Source organism: Umezawaea beigongshangensis (assembly GCF_016464305.1).
Classification (GTDB): Bacteria; Actinomycetota; Actinomycetes; order Mycobacteriales; family Pseudonocardiaceae; genus Umezawaea_A; species Umezawaea_A beigongshangensis.
In genome coordinates this window covers 310,542-332,466 of sequence record NZ_JAEIOJ010000009.1, presented here as the reverse complement: position 1 = coordinate 332,466, position 21,925 = coordinate 310,542, and the positions used below count along the sequence as shown (strand labels likewise).

Sequence of the window (21,925 nt, the reverse complement as noted above, 5' to 3'; positions counted from 1 at the left end):
GCCGGCCCCGCGCCGGCCCGGCTCCCCCGCCCCGCCCGCCCACGGGGGCCCCCCGCGGGGGGGGGGCGGCGCGCCCCCCCCCCCCCCCCGCCACCGGTCTTCACCGCCTCCCGGAGCGCCGCGTCGGCGTCGAAGGCCGCGGGCCGCCTCGGTCGCTCATCGACGCCGTTCCCGACGTCCACCGGGAATTCCAGGAGCTGCCGATCGACCGCGACCGCATCGCCGTGCGTGCGATCAACACCGGGACCCCGGCCGAGCTGTTCCGGCAACCGACCGCCCGACCCGGCGCGGATCGGGCCGCCCGGTGGACCGGGTGCGGTCGAACAGCGGAATCGCGGCGGAACGGGACGGAACGGCGAGACTCCCGGTCGGGGCGTCGCATTCCGGGCGGACGCCGCCGTCACCGGCCGGCCGCGACGAGGGCCGAGCCCGCCGAACACTTCTCGCCACACCGCTCGTGAATTCGTGACGGCGAATTCAGACGGAGCGGCCGAGACGGAGCTGGACCCGCGCTCCGCCCAGCGGGCCGCGGTCCACGTGCAGTCCGCCGCCGGTCGACTCCGCCGCCCGGCGGGCGATGTCCATGCCCAGTCCGGTCGAACCGGCCCCCGAAGAACCGCGTTGCAGGGCGCTTCCCCTGTCCGCGATGCCGGGACCCGCGTCCTCCACGACGATCGTGACCCGCTCCGCCTGGTGGAACAGCGACACGGCGAAGCGCGTGCCCTCGGGCGTGTAGCGGAAGACGTTGCCCAGCAGCGCGTCCAGCGCCGCGGTCAGCTCGGCCCGCCCCAGCGGCACCGGGGCCGGGCGGTGGGCGCCGCGCAGGCTCCACGTGCGGTCCTGGTCGTCGGCCAGCGCGGACCAGAAGACCAGGCGGTCCCGCACGACCTCCGTCGCGTCGCACGTCTCCCGCCCCTCCTCGGGCAGGCCCCGCCGCGCGGTCCGGATGATCTCGTCGACCTCGCGCTCCAGCGCCCGCACGGCCTGCCGGATGCGGCCCGCGCCGCTGTCGGAGCCCAGCGTCTCGGCGTCCAGCCGCAGCGCCGTCAGCGGCGTGCGCAACCGGTGCGACAGGTCGGCCACCAGCTCCCGCTCCGCGGCCAGCAGCTGCGCCACCCGCTCCGCCATGCCGTTGAACGCCCGGCCCGCCGCGGCCAGCTCCGCGGGACCCGACACGGGCACCCGCGCGGAGAGGTCGCCGCGGCCCATCGCCGCCGCGCCACCGGCCAGGTCGCTCGCCGAGCGCACCACCCGCGCGCCGAGCCGGTCCGCCACGAGCACCGACCCCAGCACCAGGCACACCGCCACGCCGCTGAGCGCCAGCCACGCCTGGACCACTCCGCGCGACAGCTCCCGCTCGGCCACGTACGCCTCCACCACGGCCGTGCGGCCCGGCGCCAGGGCGATCGGTTGCAAGTACACCCGGCCGTCACCGGTGTCCAGGGTGACCGCCCGCGACTCGGAGACGACCGTGGCGAGCTGGCCTTCGGACACGTGCGTCGTGCCCAGCGGCTCCCGGTTCGGCACGTGCACCGCCAGCCGCACGTCGGTGCCGAACTGCGTGCTCGCCAGCGCCCGGCGCAGCTGAGCGGTGTCGTCGGTGATCGCGAGCACCGGGGTCAGCGCCGACGCCTGCCGCTCCGCCTCCACGAGCGCGCGGTCCTCGGCGAGCTGCTGCACCACCATCGCGAGCGGGACGAGGAACGCGAGCGCCACCATCGACGTGACGGCCAGCGCCACGATCGCGAGCGACCGCCTCACCGGGGCGAGACCAGCTTGACGCCCACACCGCGCACGGTGTGCAGGTAGCGGGGTTGCGCGGCGCGCTCACCGAGCTTGCGCCGCAGCCAGGACAGGTGCACGTCCAGCGTCTGGTCGTCCTGGCCCCTCGGCAGCTGCCACACGCTCTCCAGCAGTTCGGCGCGCTGCACGACCTGACCCGGCCGGGCGGCGAGGTGGGCCAGCAGCTCGAACTCCTTGTGGGTCAGCGACAACGGACACCCGTCCAGGGTCGCCCGCCGCCGCTCCACGTCCACCGCGAGCCCGCCCACGCGCAGCGGTTCCCGCGTCTCACCGGGACGGGCCCGGCGCAGCACGGCCGACAGGCGCGCGGCGAGGTGCTCGCTGGAGAACGGCTTGACCAGGTAGTCGTCGGCGCCCGCGTTGAGCAGCCGGACGATCTCGGCCTCGTCGTCGCGCGCCGTGGCCACGACCACGGGCACGTCGCACAGGCCGCGCATCATCCGCAGCGCGTCACCACCGTCGAGATCGGGCAGTCCGAGGTCGAGCACCACCGCGTCGAACCGGCCGCCGGGGATCTCCCGCAGCGCGTCGATCGCGGTGCCGACGGCCAGCACCTCGTGACCGAGATCGGTCAGGGCACGGGTGACCGCCGCGCGCACCACGTCGTCGTCCTCCACCAGAAGCACCGAGGGCATGGGCGGGAGGTTACTGGCAGGATTACCCGAATGGGTCAGAGCGTCAGGTACGTGACGGCGTGGGTGCTGTGCACCGCCGCCGCCGTCGGGGTGTCCTGGCTCGGAGTGCGCTCCGTGCTCGACGCGGGCGCCCCGACCCGGCCCGAGCTGGTCGTCGAGATGAGCCAGCAGGCGTCGGCCGCCCCGCCTCCGGCGACACCACCGCCGCCGCCGCCCACCACCGACGTCGAGATCCCGTCCACGACCTCGTCCGCGCCGTCCACGACCCCGGAGACCAGCAGCAGCACGACCACCCCGCCCGCGAGGACCACCACGACGCCGCTCGTCGCGGCGAGCACGGACGCCGCGACCGACGAGGGCACGTGGGTGCAGGAGGACGGCGGGCCGGTCTACATCCGCAGCTTCGCGCTGCGCGGCGGCGACGTGGCGGTGCGGTTCACCCCGCAGACCACCGAGGCCATCTCGGCGACCCCGCGCTCGGGCTTCTCGGTGGCGGTCGAGCAGCCCGGCGGGCCGCTGGTCGTGAACTTCCGGTCGCCGGAGCGGCTGTCGCGCCTGGAGGCGTTCTGGGCCGACGGACCGCAGTGGAAGCTCATCGAGGAGCCCTGAGCACCCTCCACGACCGCGCGGGCACCAGCAGCGGATCACCGGAGGGACGGCTCGCGGCCAGCACCTCGCCACCCGCGCCGGGGAAGCGCTGCTCCTGCTCGGCGATGTTGAGCAGCACCGTCACGTCCTCGCCCTCGCCGCCGCGGCTGGTGAACGCGATCTGCTCGTTGGTCAGGTGGTCCACGGTGGTGCGCGCGCGAGCGAGCCAGGAGTTGCGCCGCCGCACGCCGATCAGCTCCTGGTGCGTCTGGAAGACCGGCCGGCCGTGCGGCGCCAGCTCGTCCGGGGTCGCGGGGAACGCCGGACGCACCGCGTCGTCGCCCCCGGCGCGGTCCTCCTTCACGCCGCGGAACGCCTGCTCGTCGCCGTAGTAGACGCTGGGCACACCGCCGACGCCGAACAGCACCGCCAGCGCGTGCCCGACGAGGTCCGGCTCGCTGAGCCTGCTCGCCAGCCGGGTCACGTCGTGGTTGCCGACGAACGTCAGCGGCGCGAAGTCCGTCAGCAGCGCGTCGTGCCGCTCCAGCGCCCAGCCCAGCTCGAAGAGGTTGCGGTCGTTCAGCGCGCTCCAGACCGCCTTCCACAGTTCGTACTGCGTCACCGAGTCCAGGCCGCCCTCGGCCACGAACGACGGGTAGTCGCCGTGGATGACCTCGCCGACCAGCCACGCGTCCGGGTGCGCGGCGTGCACCGCGTCGGCGACCGCCCGCAGCGCGGGCGGGGGGACGGCGTAGGCGGCGTCCAGGCGCCACCCGCTCGCCCCCGCGTCGAGCCAGTGGTTCATCACCGAGGTGATGTGGTCGAGCACCTCCGGCTCGCCGTGGTTCAGCGCGACGAGTTCGTGGTGCCCCTCGAAGTCGCGGTAGCCGAACCCGTCCGGTCCGCCCGCGCTCGGGTCCAGGTCGAACCAGTTGGCGCAGCGCGAGGACGGACCGTGCTCCAGCACGTCGCGGAACTGCGGGAAGTCGCGGCCGACGTGGTTGAAGACCCCGTCGAGCAGGACGTGCACGCCCCGCGCGCGGCACGTGTCGAACAGCCAGCGCAGGTCGTCCTCGGTGCCCAGGCGCGGGTCGACGCGGAAGTGGTCCGTCGTGTCGTAGCCGTGGGAGCGCGAGGCGAAGACCGGGCCCAGCGCGAGCCCGTTGCAGCCGAGGTCGAGCAGGTAGTCCAGCCAGGGTTCGAGGGCTCGCAGGCGGGAAACCGGCCGGGGCGGGGCCGCTGCGGCGGTGGGTTCCGCGCCGGTGAAGCCCAGCGGGTAGACGTGCCACCAGATGACGTGCCTCGTCCAGTCGGACACCGTGCCTCCCGATTCGCTGTTCGGCGAGGACGTTACTGGACCGCGGTTCAGCAAGCGGGTTACGGTGACGACCGTGTCGCGTCGCAGGCTGAGTCCCGAGCGGCGGCGTGCCGAGCTGCTGGACGCCGCTCACCGCGCGTTCGCCGGGAAGCCCTACCACCTGGTGCGGCTGGAGGACGTGGCGGCGGAGGCGGGGGCGTCCACCGCGCTCATCGCGTTCCACTTCGGCGGCAAGCGCGAGCTGTACGTGCAGTGCCTGCGCGCGGGCGTGGCGGAACTGCTGGCGAGACACGACGCGCTACCCGGCCCGCCGGGCCAGGAGCAGCTGATCGCGAGCGTCCTGGTGCACCTCGGGTACGCCGCCGAGCACCGCTGTGCCTACCTGGCGCTGGTCAGAGGAGAGCACGAGCGCACGTTCCCCGAGGTGGCCACCTTGCTGGACGAGGCGAGAACGGCCGTGGCGGACCGCCTGGCGAGATCGCTGAACCGCGAGCGGACACCGGGACTGGACATGGCGCTGCACGGCTACCTGTCCTACGTGGACGCGATCACGGTGCGCTGGCTGGAGCACCCGGCCGAGCTGGAGCCGGCAACGCTGGCGGCCCTGGCAGCAGGAGCGCTGCGAGGCTCCCTGCACGACCTGGACCGCTGACCGGGGCCCGCCCCGCGACGTCCACGAGCCCACCCCGCGGCGCTCGAAGGGGCCGCTCGCGGTGCCCGAGCGGGAAACCGCGCCGGGGGTGGGCGATGTGCGGCGAAGCGGGTTCAGCGCGAGGGTGCGATCGGATCAGAGCACCCGAACCGCCGTCTCCGCAGGAGCGGCCGTCAAGCACCGTAGAACACGTAGTCGGCCACGTAGGGCACCGCGGTGCTGGCGCCCTCGGCGCAGGCGCCGGTCGGCGCCAGACCGCCGCGGGTGGCCAGGCGCTGGACGAACGTCACCCGGCCGAACACGCCACCGCCCTCGGTGCCGGTGGCCTTCAGGAGCAGTTCGGGAACGGCGCCGGTGCGGGGTACGTTCGCGACGGCTGTCGCGGAGACCGTGCTGCCGTCGCGCAGCGAGGCCCACCTCGGGCCGCGGGAGTGCAGGCCGACGGTGCGGCCGCGGTCGGTGAGGATCGCGGCGGGCTCGACGAAGGTCCAGGCCCCGGAGGTGCAGCGGTAGACCTGCACACCGGTGCCGCGCAACGAGGTGAGGACCTGGTTGCCCGCCGGAACGTCCAGGGGGGACGCCGCCGCGGCGTTCCCGGCGGTGGTGCTCGTGAGGGCCAGAACGCCGAGTGCGAGTGCCGTCGTGCGCAGAACGGTCATGGTGTCGTCTTCCCCTGTGCGTCGAGTCCGCTGTGGTCTTCGTGACCGGATACGGCGGGGGAGCGCACGCGGTTCAGGGATTGCTCGAACTGACCGGTGGCGCGGTCCTTCTGGCCTCAGAAGGAGTTTTCGGACAACCAGGGCATCTGGGCGTGCCACTGCGCGTCGCTGAGGTCCGTCAGGCTCGGTTCCTCGCCCAGCGGGATCACCTGCTGGGTGAGGTCGGCGACGGCCAGCGCCCAGTGCCGCGGCACGCTGATCTCGGCGTGGCCGGTGGGGGTGTCCAGGGTGATCGTCGTGGCCTCGCCGTGCTCGATGCGCACGTCGCCGACACCGCCGCCGTGCAGCAGCAGTTCACGGGCGAACATCCAGGTCGACGCGGAGTCCGACGACTCGTCGTGGATCTGCATGGTGGTGGTGAACGGGTCGTCGGAGCTCCAGCCCAGGGCGACGAGGAAGCCCGTGCGGGTGCTCTCGGCCGGCTTCCCGTCCAGGTCGGTCACCCGGATCGTGAGCGTGCTGTCGGTGGTCCCGCCGTCGACGGTGTGGCGTCCTGCGGCGCCGGACCTGATGATCCAGTGCCGCTCGTCCCCCTGGTGCTGGTCGTACACGTCGAGGTCGTACACGGCCGTCCTCCTCGTCGTCGAGCAGACCGAGTCCCCGGCGGGGCCCCTCCACCTCGCACAACGGCTGCGGGACGCGAACGGTTCATCGTGCGTCGCACCAGCTCAGGCGGTCACGACCGGGGCGGGCGTGGATCACCGGCGGCGAAGTGCCGCTCCCGGTCGGCCGCCGTCGCCGACCACCTCGACGCGCGCGGCCGTGACCGGTGCACCCCGGTGGCACGGCGGCACGGTGACACGGCCGCACGCTGTCGGCCGGACTCACCGGAATCGACGCGTTCGCGGCCGTCCGGTCCGCTGGTCCGTCCGTGGTCCACCCCACGACGGACCGGCGGCCACCGGAGTGACGCTCGGTGATGTCTACCGGGGGCATGTTTCGACCGGGTGGCTGCGGGGCATTCGCTGATCGCTGTGAGAACGAGCCGCCCACGAGATCGCGCGGTGGGGGAGGGGCGAACCCTCCGCACCGCGAGCGGAACGTGGTTGTCGTGGCGTTCATCTCGAGGAAGGACGGGCACATGGGTATCGACGACAAGTTCGACGCGAAGGCCGACGAGCTCAAGGGCAAGGCCAAGGAGACCACCGGCCGTGCCACGGACGACCCGGACCTGGAGGCCGAGGGCAAGGGCGACCAGGTCAAGGGCAACGTGAAGCAGGCGGCCGAGAAGGTCAAGGACGCCTTCAAGAAGTGATGGCGTGCGCGGTGGCCGGACGACGTCGTGTCGTCCGGCCACCGCGGTGTTCGGGACCGCTCGCGCGACTGCGCTGAGGAAATCGACCCTGAACGCGCGACAGTGGGGCGGGACCCGAATTCGGGTCCCGCCCCACTGTTCTCTCACTGTGCTGTTCTCCCGCTGCCGGGTGAAGAGACGGTCAGCGCCGGATCGGATTCATCACGAGCAGAACACTGGACGGAGTTCTGAAGTCCCGCGTCGAAATATCACCCGCACTGGTCAGCTGTTCACCCGACCGAGTCAGCTGCTCTGGCCCGAACCACCGTCGAGCACGCCACCGGTGGCGCACAGCTCCCCGGCGTTGCCCTCGGCCTCGTTCTCGCCGGGGGAGAGCACCGGCAGGTTGACGCCGTTGAGGACGTCCTCCACCGGCACCTGGACACCCAGGACGTTGATGTTGTTGTCGCAGATGCCGATGACCGCGTTGACGTTGTGCAGGATGTCGGTGTTGTTCAGGTTCACCAGGCCGACCTGCGCGTGGTCGCTGTTGTCGACGCTGTCCTGACTGCCGACGTGGTGACCGTCGTCACAGACGTCGTGGCAGCCTTCGGTAGCCGAAGCCATGCCACCGAGCATCACGGTGCCAGCAGCAGTCGCCGCCACAATGGCACCAAGCTTCTTGAACACAGATAACCCCTTGATGAGTCACGTTTGGCGAGTGGGCGGCAATCATCAATACAAGCTCAACCATGAGGAGACCGCTGTGATTGAAACGAATTGGACTGCCGTGTCACGAACGTACACGGCACAAGATCTGGAAGCCACCTGGTAACACCATCGTGTGTATTGCCCCGGCAATGGTGCAGGTGATTGCGGGAAACGACCGCCGGTGCCGGATCTCGACGCCGCCGGGGTCGGGGGTGCGCGGCACGGTCCGCGCGTGGTCGAGGCCGCCCCCCCCCGCACGCTCCGGCACCGCACGGTCCGGCACCGCACGTCGGGGTCGTCGGCGGCACCCGAGCACCGGCACGTGACCGCACGGGCAGATCCGGACCTGTTCTGGGCGCTGTGCGGGGGTGGGGCGACCTCGGCGTCGGGACGGCGCTGGAGATCGGCCTCCTGTCCGTCGCGCGGTCCGCGCGGGCGATCACGCGGCCCGTGCGGCCGGCCACGCCCGGTGCAGCGCGGCGGGGTCGGCGAGGACGCCGGAGTGGCGGGGCGTCCAGTCGAGCAGCGTGCGGGTCCTGGCGCTGATCACGAGTTCGTCCTGGTCGGCCGCGGTCTGGAGCATCCCGCCCGCCTCGGCCGGCTCGAAGGTGATCTCGCCGGTGTGCCCGGCGGCACGAGCGCAGGCCGTGCACACCTCCAGGGCGGTCGGCTGCTGGTCGTCACCGACGACGAAGACCCGGCCGGCGGCCACGTCGGTGCGCGCGAGGACGGCGACGTAGGAGGCGGCGAGGTCGTCGACGTGCACCCACGTCCAGCGCTTCGCGCGGTCGCCGTAGAAGGTGACGCGCCCGGCGGCGCCGGCGGCGAACCACTGCGCGGTCATCGAGGTGCTGGCCTCGCCGCCGTAGACGAAGCCGGGGCGGATCACGGTGTGCGGCAGGCCGGTCGCGGCGAGCTCGGCCTCCAGCACCATGCGGAAGTGCAGGGGGGAGGCGGGATCGCCGGGGGTGTCCTCGTCCATCGGTGACACGCCGGTCCGTCCGTAGCTGGAGATCCCGGTCGTGTAGACGAGGTGACGGCCGCGCCCGGTCCGCTCCTGCGCGGCGAGCAGTTCGGCGAACAGCTTCTGGTCGCTGCCGACGGGGTCGTTCAGGTCGAGGACGGCGTGCACGACGGCGTCCACGTCGTCGAGGTGGTGCCGGTAGCTGCCGGGATCGGCGAGCTCGCCGGTGACCGGCTGGACCTCGTGCGCGGCCAGGGCGCGGGCGCGCGGGCTCAGGGCGTCGCGGGTCAGGCCCAGAACGGTGTGACCAGCACGGCGCAGAGCGGCGGCGGTGCGCGAACCGGTGTAGCCGGTCGCGCCGGTGACGAGGATCTTCACGGGGGGCTCCAGGGGTGGTGCTGCGAGACAGAACTTGCTTGGGCAAGTACTACACCATCTTGCTTGCCTGGGCAAGAAAGATGAGGAAGGGTGTGGGCATGGCAGACGTCGAGGCGCTCACCGCGCACGAACAGCAGCTCTGGCGAGAACTGGGCCGGCTCGTGCACGCCCTGCCCCGCGTGCTGGAGGACGACATGACGAAGACCGCGGGCGTGACCATGACGGACTTCGCCGTCCTCCTGGTCCTGTCCGAGGCCCCGCGCCAGCGGATGCGCATGGCCGAGCTCGCCACCGCGACGGGACTGACGGCGAGCCGGATGACCAGGGTCGTCAACGGTCTGCGCGCGCGTTCCCTGGTCGACAAGGAGCGCGACCGGTCCGACGCGCGGGGCAACGTCGCCGTCCTGACCGGCGAGGGACTCGCGCGGATGCGCGCCGCCGAGCCCCAGCACCTCACCAGCGCGCACCGCCGCGTGCTGGACCACGTCCCCGCCGAGGCGATCCCCGTCCTGGCCGACGCCCTGCGCCGCATCACCGCGACCCTCGTCGGTGCCGCGGAGCGCCCGAGCGGGCGCTGAACCCGGCCGGGTTCGGCGCGCGTCGGCCTCGACGATCCTGTTCCGGACCGCCTCGCGCGGCTGGGAGGACGGCTGGACCGGTCCTGCGGCGTCGAAGCGGTGTGTCCGAGCGGTCGCCGACCGCTCGGACACCGGGTGGAGGTCCGCGGCCGGTCGGTTCTAGGACCGGCGGGGATCTCCGGCCGTCAGCCGGACGGTGAAGCCGTCCGCACCGCGGTCGAGGGTGACGTGACTGCACAGCTGGTGCGCGAGCCACAGGCCGAACCCGCCGCTGGGGCTGTTCGACGCGGGCAGCAGACCGGCGAAGGGGTCGGCGGGTCCGGTGCCGCGGTCGTGGACGGTGGCGACGAGCTGTCCGGGCGCGGACCAGACCCGGAAGCGGACCGGCCCGCGTCCGTGCCGCAGCGCGTTGGTCACGACCTCGCTCACCGACAGCACCAGGTTGCCGATCTCGGTTCCGGGGAGGCCGGACCGATCGGCCTCGGTGACGGCCCGGCGAGCGGCCACCGGGGACGGATCGACCAGGTCGACCAGCGCGGGCGTGCGCTGGATCGGGTGGTCGGCCACCGGCCGTGCCGCGGTGAGGAAGACGGGGGGGTCGACGTAGCGCTCGCGGGCCGGGAGCCAGCCCTCGGCGGAGACGACGAAGGGATGCGTCCGCGCGACGTCGTCGAGCACGTGCCGCGGCGTGACGCGCGTGTCGTAACCGCACATGCTGCGCAGCGGGAAGTCGTCGTAGGCGTGGTTCACCGCCGACTCGTACCGCGCCCACCAGTCCCACGTGTCGTGCAACCCCGACGGGGGGACCTCTCCGACGATGCGGATCTGCCGCGCGCCACCGGCCACGAACTCCGCCATCAGCTCGCGGTAGGTCCTGATCGCGGTGGCGGGGCGGGCGTAGAGGCCGTCGGTGCCGAGGAACGCGAGGTGCGGCGAGTCCGGGAGCACTGCGCGCAGCAGATCGGCCTTGTCCCGTGCGAGGGACACCACGGTCGGCTCACCGGCGTTCACCCCGTCCAGCAGGAACGGGGTCGCGACGGACAGCAGTTCCTCGTGGGAGCTGTAGTAGAAGGCGGCGTGGTCGTAGCCGCGGTGGCGGGTGCCGGCGGGCGCGCTCACGCGACTCGCTCCGCTCGCGGGCCGTCCCCGGTGTCGTCGCGGCCGTGGGCGGACACCGCCGGGAACGGACGGCGCGTCCTGCGCCGGGCGACGAGGTGCGCGTGGCGCCGGCGCGGGTGTTCGTCCGGACCGGCGCTCCGCGCGCTGTCCACCACGGCTGCCGAGTGCATGACGCCAGGCTACGACACGAGCAGGACGCGCGCGCGTGCGGCGAGGACCGCCCTGCCGGACGTCGTGCCAGGTCGGCGGGGGTGCACCTCCCGTTCGGGTGGCCTCCTGGCTCGGAAGCTCACCCGGACGGGAGGGGAACTCGTCGTGCGGGGACGCCGGTGCTCAGCGGTGGGACGGTTCCAGTTCGGCCACTCCGCTGCGCGACTCGGTCAGCCGCTCCCCGGCGGTCACCACGGTGTCGCGGGCCTCGACCCCGGCCGCGATCACCGCACCCGGCAGCACGATCGAGCGGTGCACCAGCGCGCCGGGTTCGATCGTGCAGCCCGCGTACAGCACGCTGGACCGCACCTCCGTGCCCCGCGGGACGGCCGTGCTCAGCAGGCTGTCCTCCGTGGGGGAGTACACCGGGGGAACACCGGTCAGCGTCCTGGGCAAGCTGCGCAGCGGCAGCGGGTGCGGGTGGTCCAGCAGTTTGAGCTGCTCGGCGTGGTAGCGCTCCACCGTGCCGATGTCCGCCCAGTAGCCGGGAACGGGGTGCGCCAGCACGCGCCGTCCCGAGGCGATCATCGCGGGCAGCACGTCGCGGCTGATGTCGTGCTGCCACCCGTCCTCGCCCAGCGCGCTCAGCTCGCCCAGCACCTCGGTCAGCGCGTCGATCCGGAACAGGCAGAACGCGGTGAAGACCAGGTCCGACGTCGGCTCGTCCGGCTTCTCCACCAGCCGCCGCACCACCAGCTCGTCGTCCACCTCGACCATGCCGAAGAGGCGCACGTAGCGCCGCTCGATGCGCTGCACGCCGATCGTCGCGTCGGCTCCGCTGTCGCGGTGCGCGGCGAGCATCGCGCCGTAGTCGTAGGAGTAGACGTGGTCGGCGTGCTGCACCAGCAGGTCCCGCGCGCCGGGGGCGAACAGGTACTCGGCGTTGGCCAGCAGCGCGTCGGCCGTGCCGCGCTCCGGCGGACGTTCCGGCAGGTCGCCGATCGACTCGCCCCCGCGCACGAGATCGTCGTGCGGTCCGAAGTGGACGCGGATGCCGGCGCCGTCCCAGTGCCGCAGCAGGTGGTCGATCAGGTCCCGCTCGCGGTGCAGCGACATCAGCACGAGTTCGGGGATGCCCGAGCGCACGGCGTTGGCGACGCTGAAGTCGACCAGCCGGCACGACGCCGCGTAGGGCACGAGCGGTTTGCACGTCCGATCGGTCAGCCGCCCCATGCGCTCGCCGAGTCCACCGGCCAGCAGCGCGGCCCTCACCTCGTGCATCGGATCACCAGGTCCTTCCCTGCGGTGTGCGGTCGGGAAGCAGTGCGCGGAGCAGTCGTGCCGAGTTCGCGGCGCTCTGCTGCCGCGGCAGCAGAGCGTCCTCGTGCTCGACGTAGATCATGCCGCAGAATCCCTCGTCGAGCAGCGCGGCCACGATGCCCGGCCACGGCAGGTCACCACCGCCGAGCGCGCGGAAGCGAACGGGCGGACCTGGACCGTAGCGCGACCAGCCCGCCCCCGGGGGAGGGCTGGCGCGGTTCCACCTTTGGAGGTCCTTCGCGTGGGTGGCACCCAACCGGTGGCCCCAGCCGCGCACGGCCTCGACCGGGTCGTGCCCGGTGGCCGCGACGTTGGCGACGTCCAGGCACACCCGCACGGTCGCCTCGGGCACCGCGACCGCCGCGGCGTCGAGCAGCGCGCGGGTGCTCTCCGGGTCGTGGGCGACCTGCTTGGGGTGGGGTTCCACCAGCACCTCCACCCCGTGCTCCGCGGCCAGTCGCAGCACGGGCGCCGCGGCCTCGCACCAGGCGTCGACGTTGTCGGCCCAGCTGACGTCGCTGTGCCACCAGGACAACCAGCGCGACAGGTCGGGCACGCCGAACATCAGCCGCACCTGCGGGACGCCGAGGTCGGCGGCGACGCGCACGGCGTGCTCCGCGTGCCGCAGCGCGTGCGCCCGCTTCTCCGCCGGGGTGCCGGACAGGACCGGATCGGTGTGCGGACCGTGCGGGCCGAGCAGCAGTTGCGTGTCGCGGCTGTTGCTCACGCAGGTGACCGTCACGTCCCGCAGCACGGCGCGCAGGTCGGCCCGGTAGCCGGCGTCGGTGCTCCAGCGGTCGGCGTCGAGCAGGTGCGAGGTGGTGTCGGTGGGCAGGTCGACGCCGTCCACGCCGATCGCGCGCGCGGCGTCGACGGCGGCGGGGAGCCCGGCGCCGCCCCACGCGGCCAGGCACAGGCCCAGCGCGACCGGGGCGTCGGTGGAGGCGGGGCGCGGCGCCGGGACCACGACGCGCGGGACGAGGTCGAGCGTCCACGCGCAGTGCCCGGCCACCGCGGGAGGGAGCGCGAGCACGTCGCCCTCCACGCAGGACTCCAGCGCGGCACGCACGGCGGAGTTCGGGTCCGTCACCGCGACGACCTCGCTGACCAGCAGTTCGGCCAGCAGCGCGCGTTCCAGCTCCGCCAGCAGCTCGGGGCAGCCGGTGAACACCCCGCCACCGGCGGCGACCGCCCAGCGCCCGGTGAGTCCGGCGCCGCGCGCGGCCGCGTCGATCCCCAGGACGAGTTCGCCCACCGCCCCGGCCACCAGGCTCGCCGCCACCGCGTCGCCGTCGAGCCACGCCCGGCACACCAGCGGCGCGAGCGCGGCGACGGCCGCCTTGGGGAACGCCCGCGCGGCGAGGTCCCTGGCGACCGCGGCCGGATCGGGCCGCAGCAGCCCGGTCAGCGCCGTCTCGGGCCCCCGGCCGTCGACCGCGCGCACGGCGGCGCGCAGTCCGGCCAGTCCCAGGTCGAACGCGCTGCCCTCGTCGCTGCCGAGGTACTCGCACCCGCCGACGCGGACCGGCGGGTTCTCCCCGCCCCCGGCCAGGAACCCCGACCCCGTCCCGCACACCACGGCCACGCCCCGCCCGTGCAGCGGGGGCGCCAGCAGCCAGGGCACGGCGTCGTTGGACACCACCACCCGTCCGGTCAGCCCGGCCTCCAGGGCCGCGCGGCGCAACCGGCGCAGTTCGGGCTCCGGGTCGAGCGGGTCGAGCGCGGCCGTCGCGACCCACCCGTGCCCCGGCGACCCGGCCAGCGCGGCGGCGAGGTCGCCCAGCACGGTGCGCAGGGTCGCGTCCGCCGCGTCCGCACCCGCGGACGCGGGGTTGACCGAGCCGTGGGCGCGCCGTCCGGCGGGGCCGGTGACCGTCGTGGTGCTGCCACCGGCGTCCACCGTCCACAGCCGGCTCACCGCACGTCCCCGCGGTCGCGCAGCAGCGCCCGCCTCACCTCGTCCTCGGTGACGTCCTCGGCGATCACCGTCGTGCCGAGCGCCATCGGGAGCACGAAGCGGAGGCTGCCGTCGCGGATCTGCCGGATCTTCGTCAGCGCGCCGAGCACGTCGTCGACCGCCGGTTGCGCGCCCAGTTCCGACAGCGCGACGGGCAGGCCCAGCTGGCGGATCAGCGCCGTCACCCGGTCGGCCACGGAGGGCACGACCAGCCCCCTGGCCCTGGCGACGTCGACCGCGACGGCCATGCCGAAGGCCACCGCCTCGCCGTGCAGCACGGGTCCGTAGCCGGTCACGGTCTCCACGGCGTGCCCGACGGTGTGGCCGAAGTTCAGCGGTCTGCGCAGGTCGACCTCGTAGGGGTCGCGGCCGACGAGCTCGGTCTTGATCGCCCCGGCCGCGTGCACCAGCACGTCCACGGCGGGCGAGGCGCACGCGACCAGGTCGTCGACGTGCTGCTCGATGAAGTCGAAGAGGGCGGGGGAGGCGATCACCGCCTTCTTGACCACCTCGGCGAGCCCGGCGCGGACCTGCCGCCCGTCCAGCGTCCGCAGGTAGGCGAGGCAGGAGATCACCGCGCGCGGCTGGTAGAAGGCGCCCACGAGGTTCTTGGCCTCGGCGTGGTCCACGGCGACCTTGCCGCCGATCCCGGCGTCGACCTGCGCGAGCAGCGTGGTGGGGACGTTGACGTAGGGCACGCCGCGCATGTAGGCGCTGGCGACCCAGCCGACGGTGTCCACGACCACCCCGCCGCCCAGGGCCACCACGACGTCGCGCCGGGCGAACCCGACCTCCGCCAGCCAGTCGATGAGTTCGAACGCGGTGGTGAGGGACTTGCTCTTCTCGCCGGCCTGCATCGACGTGGTGCCGATGAGCAGGTCGCGCTCGGCCAGTGCCGAGACGATCCGGTCCGCGTGCAGGTCCGCCACGACGTTCTCGGTGATCACCGCGGCGCGGCGGCCGTCGAGCTCGGCGACGAGCGCCTCGATCGCGTCGGGCACGTCCGCTACGACGTGGATGCGGTAGGAGTCCTCCCTCGTGACGTCGACCTGGAGGACGGCTTGTTCCACCGGAAGGGGGATCTCGTCGCTGATCAGATGGGCACGACTCTCCATGGTTCTCCTCTCGGGGGTCACCCGAAAAGGGAATGTTGGCAACTCGAACGTGCCAGAGTAACTTCCTGTTGACAAGTTGTTGACGGACAGTGGTCGCTTTTGTCAGGGAGGGCAGCGCGTGCAGGAGGCCGCCGTACGACGTCCGGGGTCCACGGGTCTGATCGCCGCAGCGAGCAGCTGGGGGTTGTTCTGGGGCGGCTGGGCCGCCCTGCTTCCCGACGTGAAGGACCAGATCGGAGCCACGGACACCGAGTTCGGGCTCGCCCTGTTCGGCATCCCGCTCGGTGCGCTGCCCGCGATGGTGCTCACCGGGCCGCTGGCCAGACGCCTGCGGTCGCGCACGCTGCCGGTGGTGCTCGCGGTCTTCGCCGTGGCCTGCCTGCTGCCCGGCCTGGCGCGCTCGCCCTGGGCCTTCGCCGCCGCCCTGGCCCTGGTCGGGGCGACGTCCGGAGCCATCGAGGTCGCCCTCAACGCCACCACCGCGGCCCACGAGGCGCGCGACGGCACCCGGCTGTTCAACAAGGTCCACGCCGCCACCCCGCTGGCGATGGTGCTCGCCGCGCCGACCGTCGGCCTCGCCCGGCAGGCGGGCGCGAGTCCGTGGCAGGTGCTGCTGGTCGTCGCCGTCGCCGTCGCGCTCAGCGCACTGCTCGCCGTGGACCGCTCCGGCTGGCGCGCCCCCCACGAGGAGACCGCCCCCGGCCCGCGCCGCACGCTGACGCCGGTGCTGATCGGATTCGGGCTGATCGCGGCGGTCGTGCTGTTCATGGAGAACGCCGTCGAGCAGTGGGGCGCGATCCACCTGGAGCAGGGGCTCGGCGCCGGGCCGCTGCTGGGCAGCGCGGCCCCGGCGAGCTACATGATCGGCCTGTTCCTCGGGCGCCTGCTCGCGCAGTGGCGCGGCGAGCGGTACTCCGGCCTGACGCTCGTGCTGTTCGGCAGCGGCTTCGGCACGGCCGGGCTCGCGCTGGCCGTCCTCACCGCCGCGGCCGACCTGCCCGCCGCCCTCGCGCTCGCCGGGTTCGCCGTCGCCGGTGTCGGCCTCGCGCCCGCCGTGCCGACCCTGCTCGGACTGGCGGGCCGCAGCGCGGACGACGAGCACCGCCCGAACGTGATCGCGACCGTCACCACGATCTCCTACCTCGGTTTCCTGGTCAGTCCGCCGGTCGTCGGGGCGATGGCGGGCGGCTGGGGTCTGAGCACGGCGCTCGGCGTCGTCGCCGCGGGCGGTGTGCTGGTGGCCGTGTCCGCCGCGCTGATCCCCGCGCCCGCCCCGGCGGTGGTGGCCCGGTGAGGGCGCTGGTCGTCGGCAGCGGCTACCTGGGCGGCACGATCGGCGGCCGGGTGCGCGCGCTCGGCGGGCAGGCCGTGCTGTCCTCGCGCCGCCGCCCCGGGGCGGCGTCCGCCAGCGGGCTCGACTGGCGCGAGCTGGACGTGCGCTCGCCGCTGGCGTGCCGGGAGATCGTGCGGGACGTCGCGCCGGACGCGCTGGTCGTGGTGCACGGACCGTCGGACATCACCTGGTGCGAGCAGAACCCGGACGAGGCGATGGCCGCGCACGGCGCCGGGGCGCGGAACCTGGCCGCCGCGGCCGACGGCCGCCCGGTGCTGCTGATCTCCACCGACAACGTCTTCGACGGCGAGCGCACCAGCAGCGCCGAGTCCGACGCGGTGAACCCCGCCAACGCCTACGGCGCGGCGAAGCTCGCCGCCGAGCGGACCCTGCTGGACACCGGCACGGCGCTCGCGCTGCGGGTGAGCCTGGTCTACGGCTGGGACCCCGACGGCATCCGCCCCAACTTCTTCACCACCTGCGCCCGCGCGCTGCGCGCCGGGCGGGAGCTGGAGGTGCCCGACGACCACTGGAACACCCCCGTCCTGGTGGACGACGTGGCCGCGTGGTCGGTCGCCCTGCTGCTGGCCGGTCGCACCGGCCTGCTGCACCTGGGCGGCCCGGAGCGGCTGAGCCGCCACGCCTGGGCGCGGCGCATCGCCGCTGCGCTCGACCTGGACGACACGGGCGTGCGCGCGGTGCCCAGGGAGCGCAGCGCCTACGCGTGCCGGCCGGTCAACGCCTGCCTGCACAGCGAACGGGCTGCGGAACTGCCGGAGCTCACCGGCCTGGAACCGGCGGGGGTGGACGAGAGCGCGCTGAGGCTGTCGGCGATCGCGGCGGCCGACACGGACCGACCGACCTGACGCAGATCGAGCAGTGGAGGAACGTTGACGAACAAGCACCTGTTCCTGGCCAGCAAGCGAGCCGTCGTCACCTACGCCCCCGATGCCGACACCGGCGAACTGCGCGGGTGGCTCGCCCCCGGCGGCACCGGCAACGTGGTCGCCGAGCAGGCCGGCTACCTCGACGTGTCCTGGATCGTCAGCGCCGACACCGACGACGACCACCGCGCGGCCGAGCAGAACCCCGACGGGATGGTCACCGAGCTGCCGTCGGGCCGGGAGGTGCGCGTGCACCACCTGCGCCACGACCGCGTGACCTTCCGCGTCGTGCAGGACTTCTTCACCGCCGAGCTGATGTGGGCCGGGAACAACTACGGCTGGGACCGCTGGACGACGCCGTCGTTCGGCGAGGAGACCCGCCGCGCCTGGCGGCTGTTCGGCGAGTTCACCGACGACTTCGCGAACGAGATGCTGCTGCGCTCGGCCGACGACCCCGAACCCGTCTACCTCGTGCACGACTACCAGCTCGTGTGCGTCCCGGCGAAGATCAGGGCGCACCGCCCGGACGCGCCGATCCTGTTGTTCGTGCACATCCCGTGGCCCTCGGCGGACTACTGGCGCATCCTGCCCCGCGAGATCCGCACCGGAGTGCTGGAGGGGATGCTCGCCGCGGACGTGATCGGCTTCTTCACCGAGCGCTGGTCGAGGAACTTCCTGGCCTGCGTCGCCGACCTGCTGCCCGACGCGGAGGTCGACCACGCGGCCGGCACGGTCACCTGGCGCGGCCGGGTGGCCCGCGTCCGCACCCAGCCGCTGGGCTACAGCCCGGAGACGCTGCGGCGCAGGAACTCCGCGCTGCCCGGCGGAATCGCCGAGTGGGCCGGGGACGAGCGCCTGGTCGTCCACTCCGGACGGACGGACCCGATCAAGAACGGCTGGCGGGCCGTGCGCGCGTTCATGCTCGCCGTGCAGCAGAACCCGGAGCTGCGCGGCACGAGGATGCTGGTGCGGATGAACCCCAACCGGCTGTACGTGGAGGCCAACGCCGACTACGTGCGCCGGGTGGAGGAGGCCGTCGAGGAGGCCAACGCCGTCCTCGGCGCCGACACCGTGCGGGTGCACTGCGACAACGACGTCAACCACAGCTTCGGCGCGTTCGAGCGGGCGGACCTGCTGATCTTCAACTCCACGGTGGACGGTCAGAACCTCAGCGTGTTCGAGGCGCCGCTGGTCAACGAGCGCGACGCCGACGTGGTCCTGTCGGAGATGGCCGGTGCGGCGGAGATCCTCGCCCCGGTGTGCCGGACGGTGAACCCCCAGGACGTCGCCGAACAGGCCGAGGCCATCGCCGCCGGGCTGCTCGCGCCGCCGGAGGAGCGGGCGCGCGCGGCGAGGCTGCGCCGGGAGACCGCGCAGCCGTGGACGCTGGAGCGCTGGGTCGACGACCAGCTCACCAGCCTGGGACTGCGCTGATGGACCCGCTCACCGGCCTGAACCCCGAGGACCACGCCTACTACGAGCTGGGCGACGCGCTGCTGGTGCGCGGCGAGGGCGTGCGCGTGTGGGACTCCACCGGCCGCGAGTACCTCGACTGCGTGTCCGGCACCTTCAACCTCGTGCTGGGCCACAACCACCCCGCCGTCGTCGCCGCGGTCAAGGGACAGGTGGACGACCTGGTGTTCGCCAGCTCGTCGTTCCAGACCGGGCCCACCAACGAGGTGATGCGGCAGCTGGTGGAGCTGAGTCCCGCCGGGCTGACGAGGGTGAACCTGCGCAGTTCCGGTGGCTCCACGGCCAACGAGGGGGCCATCAAGATCGCCCAGTGGCACACCGGCGCGCGCGACGTGATCGTGCCGTTCCGCGGTCACGTCGGGCAGAGCATCGCCGCGACCAGCTACAACGGCACGTCGCGGATGCGGGCGCCGTTCCCGAACCGGCTGCCCGGCGCGGTGCACGTGCCCGAGCCGTACTGCCACCGCTGCTTCTACCGGCAGACCCCCGACAGCTGCGGCATGTGGTGCGTGGACCGGATCGAGGACTTCATCACCTACGCCTCCTCCGGCAGCGTCGCGGCGATGATCGTCGAGCCGATCAGCGGGGTGGGTGGCAACGTGGTCCCGCCACCGGACTACCTGCCGACGCTCCAGCGGTTCTGCCGGGACCGCGGGATCGTGCTGATCTTCGACGAGAACCAGACCGGGCTGGGCCGCACCGGTCAGCTGTTCGCCGCCGACCACTTCGGCGTCACACCGGACATCATGACGATCTCCAAGGGGCTCACCGGCAGCGGACTGCCGCTGGCCGCGATCCTCACCCGCGAGGACCTGGTGGGGATGCCGCGCTCGATGCACGGCTTCACCTACGGGAGTCACACCCTGTCCGCGGCGGCGGCCGCGGTCACCCTGGAGATCGTGCGGCAGCCGGAGTTCCTGGCGAACGTGCGCGCCACCGGCGCCGTGCTGCTCGACCGGCTGACCGCGCTGCGCGCCGACCACCCCTGCCTGGACGAGGTCCGCGGCGTGGGGCTGATGCTCGGCGTGGAGCTGGCCGAACCGGACGGGTCGCGCTCGCCGCGGCTGGCCGCGGCGCTGAGCACGGCGCTGGCCGACCGCGGCGTCATCACCAGGGTGTCCGAGCACGGAGAGGGCAACGTGATCGAACTGCGGCCGCCGCTGGTGCTGACGCCCGCCGACGCGCACCTGATCGCCGACCGGTTCGGCGACGCGCTCCAGGCGCTGTAGCCGGTGGAGGAGCCGATCGAGCAGCTCAGCGTCGAACTCACCGCGACGGGCCCCGTCCTGTCGCACGAGCCGGTGGCCGCGCCGCCGGGCGGTCCGCACGCCGTGCTCGTGCGCACCGAGCTGATGGGGGTGTGCCGCTCCGACCTCAAGGAGCTGTCCGGCGTGCGCGGCGGGCCGAGCCAGTTCGGGCACGAACTGGTCGGCCGCGTCGTGCGCAGCACCACCGGCCGGCTGCCGGTGGGGGAGCGGGTGTGCCTGGACCCGAACGTCCCCGTGCGGCGCGGCACCGGCTTCGCCCGCTGGATGTGGGTGACCGGTGCCGAGGACGACGTCGCCACCGCGCTGCCCGTCGCCCCGTCCGGGGGCAGCGCGCAGCGCCTGGTGTTCGCCGAACCCGCCGCGTGCGCGGCGCACTGCCTCACGATGGCCGTGCGCCACCGGGGCGAGGAGGTGCGCGGGCGCGCGGTGTGCGTGCTGGGCGCGGGCACGGCGGGCGTCCTCATCGCCGGGCTGGCCGCGGCCGGCGGCGCGGTGGTGTCGCTGCGCAACCGCGAGGCGGACCGGCTCGACTTCCTGCGCGAGCGCGGTGTGCTGCGCGACGAGGTGGACCGCCCCGCTCCGGACGGCAGCCAGGACGTCGTGGTGGTGGCGACCAGCTTCGTCTTCCCCGACGTGCTGGAGCGGGCGCTGCGCCTGGTGCGGCCGGGCGGGCTGGTCATGCTCTACGGCGGGACGAGGGCGGGCGACCGGCTCGACGGCCTGGACTGCGACCTGGACGCCGTGCGCCGCGGCGAGCGGTCGGCGACCGCGCTGTGGCACGGCCAGCCCGTCGTCGTGGGCGGCAGCTACGGCACCAGCACCGCGGACTTCCGCCTGGCGCTCACGACGCTCGCGAACGGCCGAGGACCAGGGGTGGAGCGCCTGGTGACGGGGGTGGTGGACCTGGCGGAACTGCCCGGCGTGCTCCGCTCGATCACCACCACCCGCCAGCTCGGCAAGGTGCTCGTGCGCCCGTGACGCCGCGGCTCACGCCAGGCGCAGCACCGCCGACAGCCCGCGCTCCCGGTCGGACCAGCGGTCGGTGGGCAGCAGGTACACCGGCATCCCGGCGCGCACCGCCGCGCCGTCCTTGACCGGGTCGTCGCCGACGTAGAGCACCCGGCCGGGCGGTGAGGCCAGCTCCTCGCAGGCCAGCGCGAACAGCGCGGGATCGGGCTTCTCCAGGCCGTGCTCGCAGGACAGCACCACGGCGTCGAGCAGTTCCAGCACGCCCGCGTCGGCCAGCGCGGGCCTGATGTCCCAGCCGATGTTGCTCAGCACCCCCAGGCGCGTGCCGCGCTGGTGCAGCGCGCCCAGCACGGCGGCGACGTCGGGGTAGGGCTTCCACGCGGCGGGATCGGTCAGCGCCTCGTAGACCAGGTCGGTGACATCGCCGCCGAACGGCCCGGCCTCGGCGATCAGCCGCGTCCAGACCTCCCGGTGCACTCGCGCCGACAGGTCGCACCCGACCCTCGCGCGCATCCCCTCCGCCGAGTCCACGTGCGCCAGCACGGCGGCGATCAGCTCGGCCCCGGACAGCCCGCCGAGGTCCGCGCCACGCCGCCGAGCACGGGCCTCCAGGTCGGCGGGATCGAGCACGGACGTGTCGTCGAACAGCGTTCCGGAGAAGTCGAACAGGACGGCCTCTGGCCCACCGCGGTCGTGATCCACGTCCTCGACCGTAGCGGCGACGCGAACGGCGCGCAGGCGATCGGCGGAGTGACGA

Annotated in this window: 22 protein-coding genes; 9 read left to right on the top strand and 13 right to left on the bottom strand. The window is 73.6% G+C overall.

The genetic code is table 11. The annotated features are described in order from the left end of the window. Window positions 1–477 precede the first annotated feature (477 nt). Window positions 478–1,761 (bottom strand): HAMP domain-containing sensor histidine kinase, encoded by a 1,284-nt coding sequence (locus IMZ35_RS22770; RefSeq protein ID WP_199443176.1) that lies wholly within the window; start codon window positions 1,759–1,761, stop codon window positions 478–480. After that, complete coding sequence (locus IMZ35_RS22765; RefSeq protein WP_199443175.1) at window positions 1,758–2,438, bottom strand: response regulator transcription factor; 681 nt, start codon at window positions 2,436–2,438, stop codon at window positions 1,758–1,760. Before IMZ35_RS22765 ends, IMZ35_RS22770 begins: the two co-directional genes overlap by 4 nt. Before the next feature lie 30 nt (window positions 2,439–2,468). Between IMZ35_RS22765 and IMZ35_RS22760 the strand changes: the two genes are divergently transcribed. Beyond that, a complete protein-coding gene (locus IMZ35_RS22760; RefSeq protein ID WP_199443174.1) occupies window positions 2,469–3,047 on the top strand; it encodes a hypothetical protein in 579 nt (192 codons plus the stop codon). On the opposite strand, the gene IMZ35_RS22755 is transcribed toward IMZ35_RS22760, so the two are convergent. Beyond that, entirely contained in the window at window positions 3,031–4,344 is a 1,314-nt protein-coding gene (locus IMZ35_RS22755; RefSeq protein ID WP_199443173.1) for an alpha-amylase family glycosyl hydrolase, read from the bottom strand. The genes IMZ35_RS22760 and IMZ35_RS22755 overlap by 17 nt on opposite strands. Before the next feature lie 73 nt (window positions 4,345–4,417). Between IMZ35_RS22755 and IMZ35_RS22750 the strand changes: the two genes are divergently transcribed. Next, on the top strand, window positions 4,418–4,996 hold the full coding sequence (locus IMZ35_RS22750; protein ID WP_199443172.1) for a TetR/AcrR family transcriptional regulator: 579 nt from the start codon (window positions 4,418–4,420) through the stop codon (window positions 4,994–4,996). 173 nt (window positions 4,997–5,169) lie between these two features. Here the strand turns inward: IMZ35_RS22750 and IMZ35_RS22745 are convergent, their stop codons facing one another. Then, entirely contained in the window at window positions 5,170–5,655 is a 486-nt protein-coding gene (locus IMZ35_RS22745; protein WP_199443171.1) for a DUF3455 domain-containing protein, read from the bottom strand. Window positions 5,656–5,771: 116 nt separating this feature from the next. Continuing rightward, window positions 5,772–6,281, bottom strand: a complete 510-nt coding sequence (locus tag IMZ35_RS31895) for an SsgA family sporulation/cell division regulator (protein WP_199443170.1) — start codon at window positions 6,279–6,281, stop codon at window positions 5,772–5,774. 515 nt (window positions 6,282–6,796) lie between these two features. Between IMZ35_RS31895 and IMZ35_RS22735 the strand changes: the two genes are divergently transcribed. Further along, window positions 6,797–6,970, top strand: a complete 174-nt coding sequence (locus tag IMZ35_RS22735; RefSeq protein WP_199443169.1) for a CsbD family protein — start codon at window positions 6,797–6,799, stop codon at window positions 6,968–6,970. 282 nt (window positions 6,971–7,252) lie between these two features. On the opposite strand, the gene IMZ35_RS22730 is transcribed toward IMZ35_RS22735, so the two are convergent. Both IMZ35_RS22730 and IMZ35_RS22725 read right to left on the bottom strand, forming a co-directional pair. Continuing rightward, window positions 7,253–7,639: a hypothetical protein gene (locus IMZ35_RS22730; protein ID WP_199443168.1), complete on the bottom strand. Its 387-nt coding sequence runs from the start codon at window positions 7,637–7,639 to the stop codon at window positions 7,253–7,255. Window positions 7,640–8,099: 460 nt separating this feature from the next. Next, complete coding sequence (locus IMZ35_RS22725) at window positions 8,100–9,002, bottom strand: NAD-dependent epimerase/dehydratase family protein (protein WP_199443167.1); 903 nt, start codon at window positions 9,000–9,002, stop codon at window positions 8,100–8,102. A 98-nt stretch (window positions 9,003–9,100) separates the two neighbouring features. Here IMZ35_RS22725 and IMZ35_RS22720 point away from each other — a divergent pair, with 98 nt between their 5' ends. After that, complete coding sequence (locus tag IMZ35_RS22720) at window positions 9,101–9,580, top strand: MarR family winged helix-turn-helix transcriptional regulator (RefSeq protein WP_199443166.1); 480 nt, start codon at window positions 9,101–9,103, stop codon at window positions 9,578–9,580. A gap of 159 nt (window positions 9,581–9,739) precedes the next feature. Here IMZ35_RS22720 and IMZ35_RS22715 read toward each other — a convergent pair whose 3' ends face one another. The 5 genes from IMZ35_RS22715 to aroB all read right to left on the bottom strand — a co-directional run bounded on the left by IMZ35_RS22715 (window position 9,740) and on the right by aroB (window position 15,241). Beyond that, on the bottom strand, window positions 9,740–10,699 hold the full coding sequence (locus IMZ35_RS22715) for a sensor histidine kinase (RefSeq protein ID WP_199443165.1): 960 nt from the start codon (window positions 10,697–10,699) through the stop codon (window positions 9,740–9,742). Continuing rightward, on the bottom strand, window positions 10,696–10,869 hold the full coding sequence (locus IMZ35_RS22710) for a hypothetical protein (RefSeq protein ID WP_199443164.1): 174 nt from the start codon (window positions 10,867–10,869) through the stop codon (window positions 10,696–10,698). The genes IMZ35_RS22715 and IMZ35_RS22710 overlap by 4 nt, the downstream gene beginning before the upstream one ends. Before the next feature lie 163 nt (window positions 10,870–11,032). Beyond that, window positions 11,033–12,130, bottom strand: coding sequence for a sugar phosphate nucleotidyltransferase (locus IMZ35_RS22705; protein ID WP_199443163.1), 1,098 nt, complete (start codon window positions 12,128–12,130; stop codon window positions 11,033–11,035). A gap of 4 nt (window positions 12,131–12,134) precedes the next feature. Then, complete coding sequence (locus IMZ35_RS22700) at window positions 12,135–14,087, bottom strand: TIM barrel protein (protein ID WP_199443162.1); 1,953 nt, start codon at window positions 14,085–14,087, stop codon at window positions 12,135–12,137. After that, a complete protein-coding gene (aroB, locus tag IMZ35_RS22695; protein ID WP_199443161.1) occupies window positions 14,084–15,241 on the bottom strand; it encodes a 3-dehydroquinate synthase in 1,158 nt (385 codons plus the stop codon). The genes IMZ35_RS22700 and aroB overlap by 4 nt, the downstream gene beginning before the upstream one ends. A 118-nt stretch (window positions 15,242–15,359) precedes the next feature. On the opposite strand from aroB, the gene IMZ35_RS22690 reads away from it, so the two are divergent. Genes IMZ35_RS22690 through IMZ35_RS22670 form a run of 5 tightly spaced genes read left to right on the top strand, consistent with a single transcriptional unit; the run spans window position 15,360 to window position 21,177 of the window. Further along, entirely contained in the window at window positions 15,360–16,535 is a 1,176-nt protein-coding gene (locus IMZ35_RS22690; RefSeq protein ID WP_199443160.1) for an MFS transporter, read from the top strand. Then, window positions 16,532–17,440 (top strand): SDR family oxidoreductase, encoded by a 909-nt coding sequence (locus tag IMZ35_RS22685; RefSeq protein ID WP_199443159.1) that lies wholly within the window; start codon window positions 16,532–16,534, stop codon window positions 17,438–17,440. Before IMZ35_RS22690 ends, IMZ35_RS22685 begins: the two co-directional genes overlap by 4 nt. Window positions 17,441–17,464: 24 nt before the next feature. Beyond that, window positions 17,465–18,892, top strand: coding sequence for a trehalose-6-phosphate synthase (locus IMZ35_RS22680; RefSeq protein ID WP_199443158.1), 1,428 nt, complete (start codon window positions 17,465–17,467; stop codon window positions 18,890–18,892). Continuing rightward, the gene (locus IMZ35_RS22675) at window positions 18,892–20,160 is read left to right on the top strand and encodes an aspartate aminotransferase family protein (RefSeq protein ID WP_199443157.1); all 1,269 of its coding nucleotides are present in this window, start codon (window positions 18,892–18,894) and stop codon (window positions 20,158–20,160) included. Before IMZ35_RS22680 ends, IMZ35_RS22675 begins: the two co-directional genes overlap by 1 nt. Window positions 20,161–20,163: 3 nt before the next feature. Continuing rightward, a complete protein-coding gene (locus IMZ35_RS22670) occupies window positions 20,164–21,177 on the top strand; it encodes an alcohol dehydrogenase catalytic domain-containing protein (protein ID WP_199443156.1) in 1,014 nt (337 codons plus the stop codon). 9 nt (window positions 21,178–21,186) lie between these two features. On the opposite strand, the gene IMZ35_RS22665 is transcribed toward IMZ35_RS22670, so the two are convergent. Then, window positions 21,187–21,870, bottom strand: coding sequence for an HAD family hydrolase (locus IMZ35_RS22665; protein ID WP_199443155.1), 684 nt, complete (start codon window positions 21,868–21,870; stop codon window positions 21,187–21,189). Window positions 21,871–21,925: the final 55 nt, after the last annotated feature.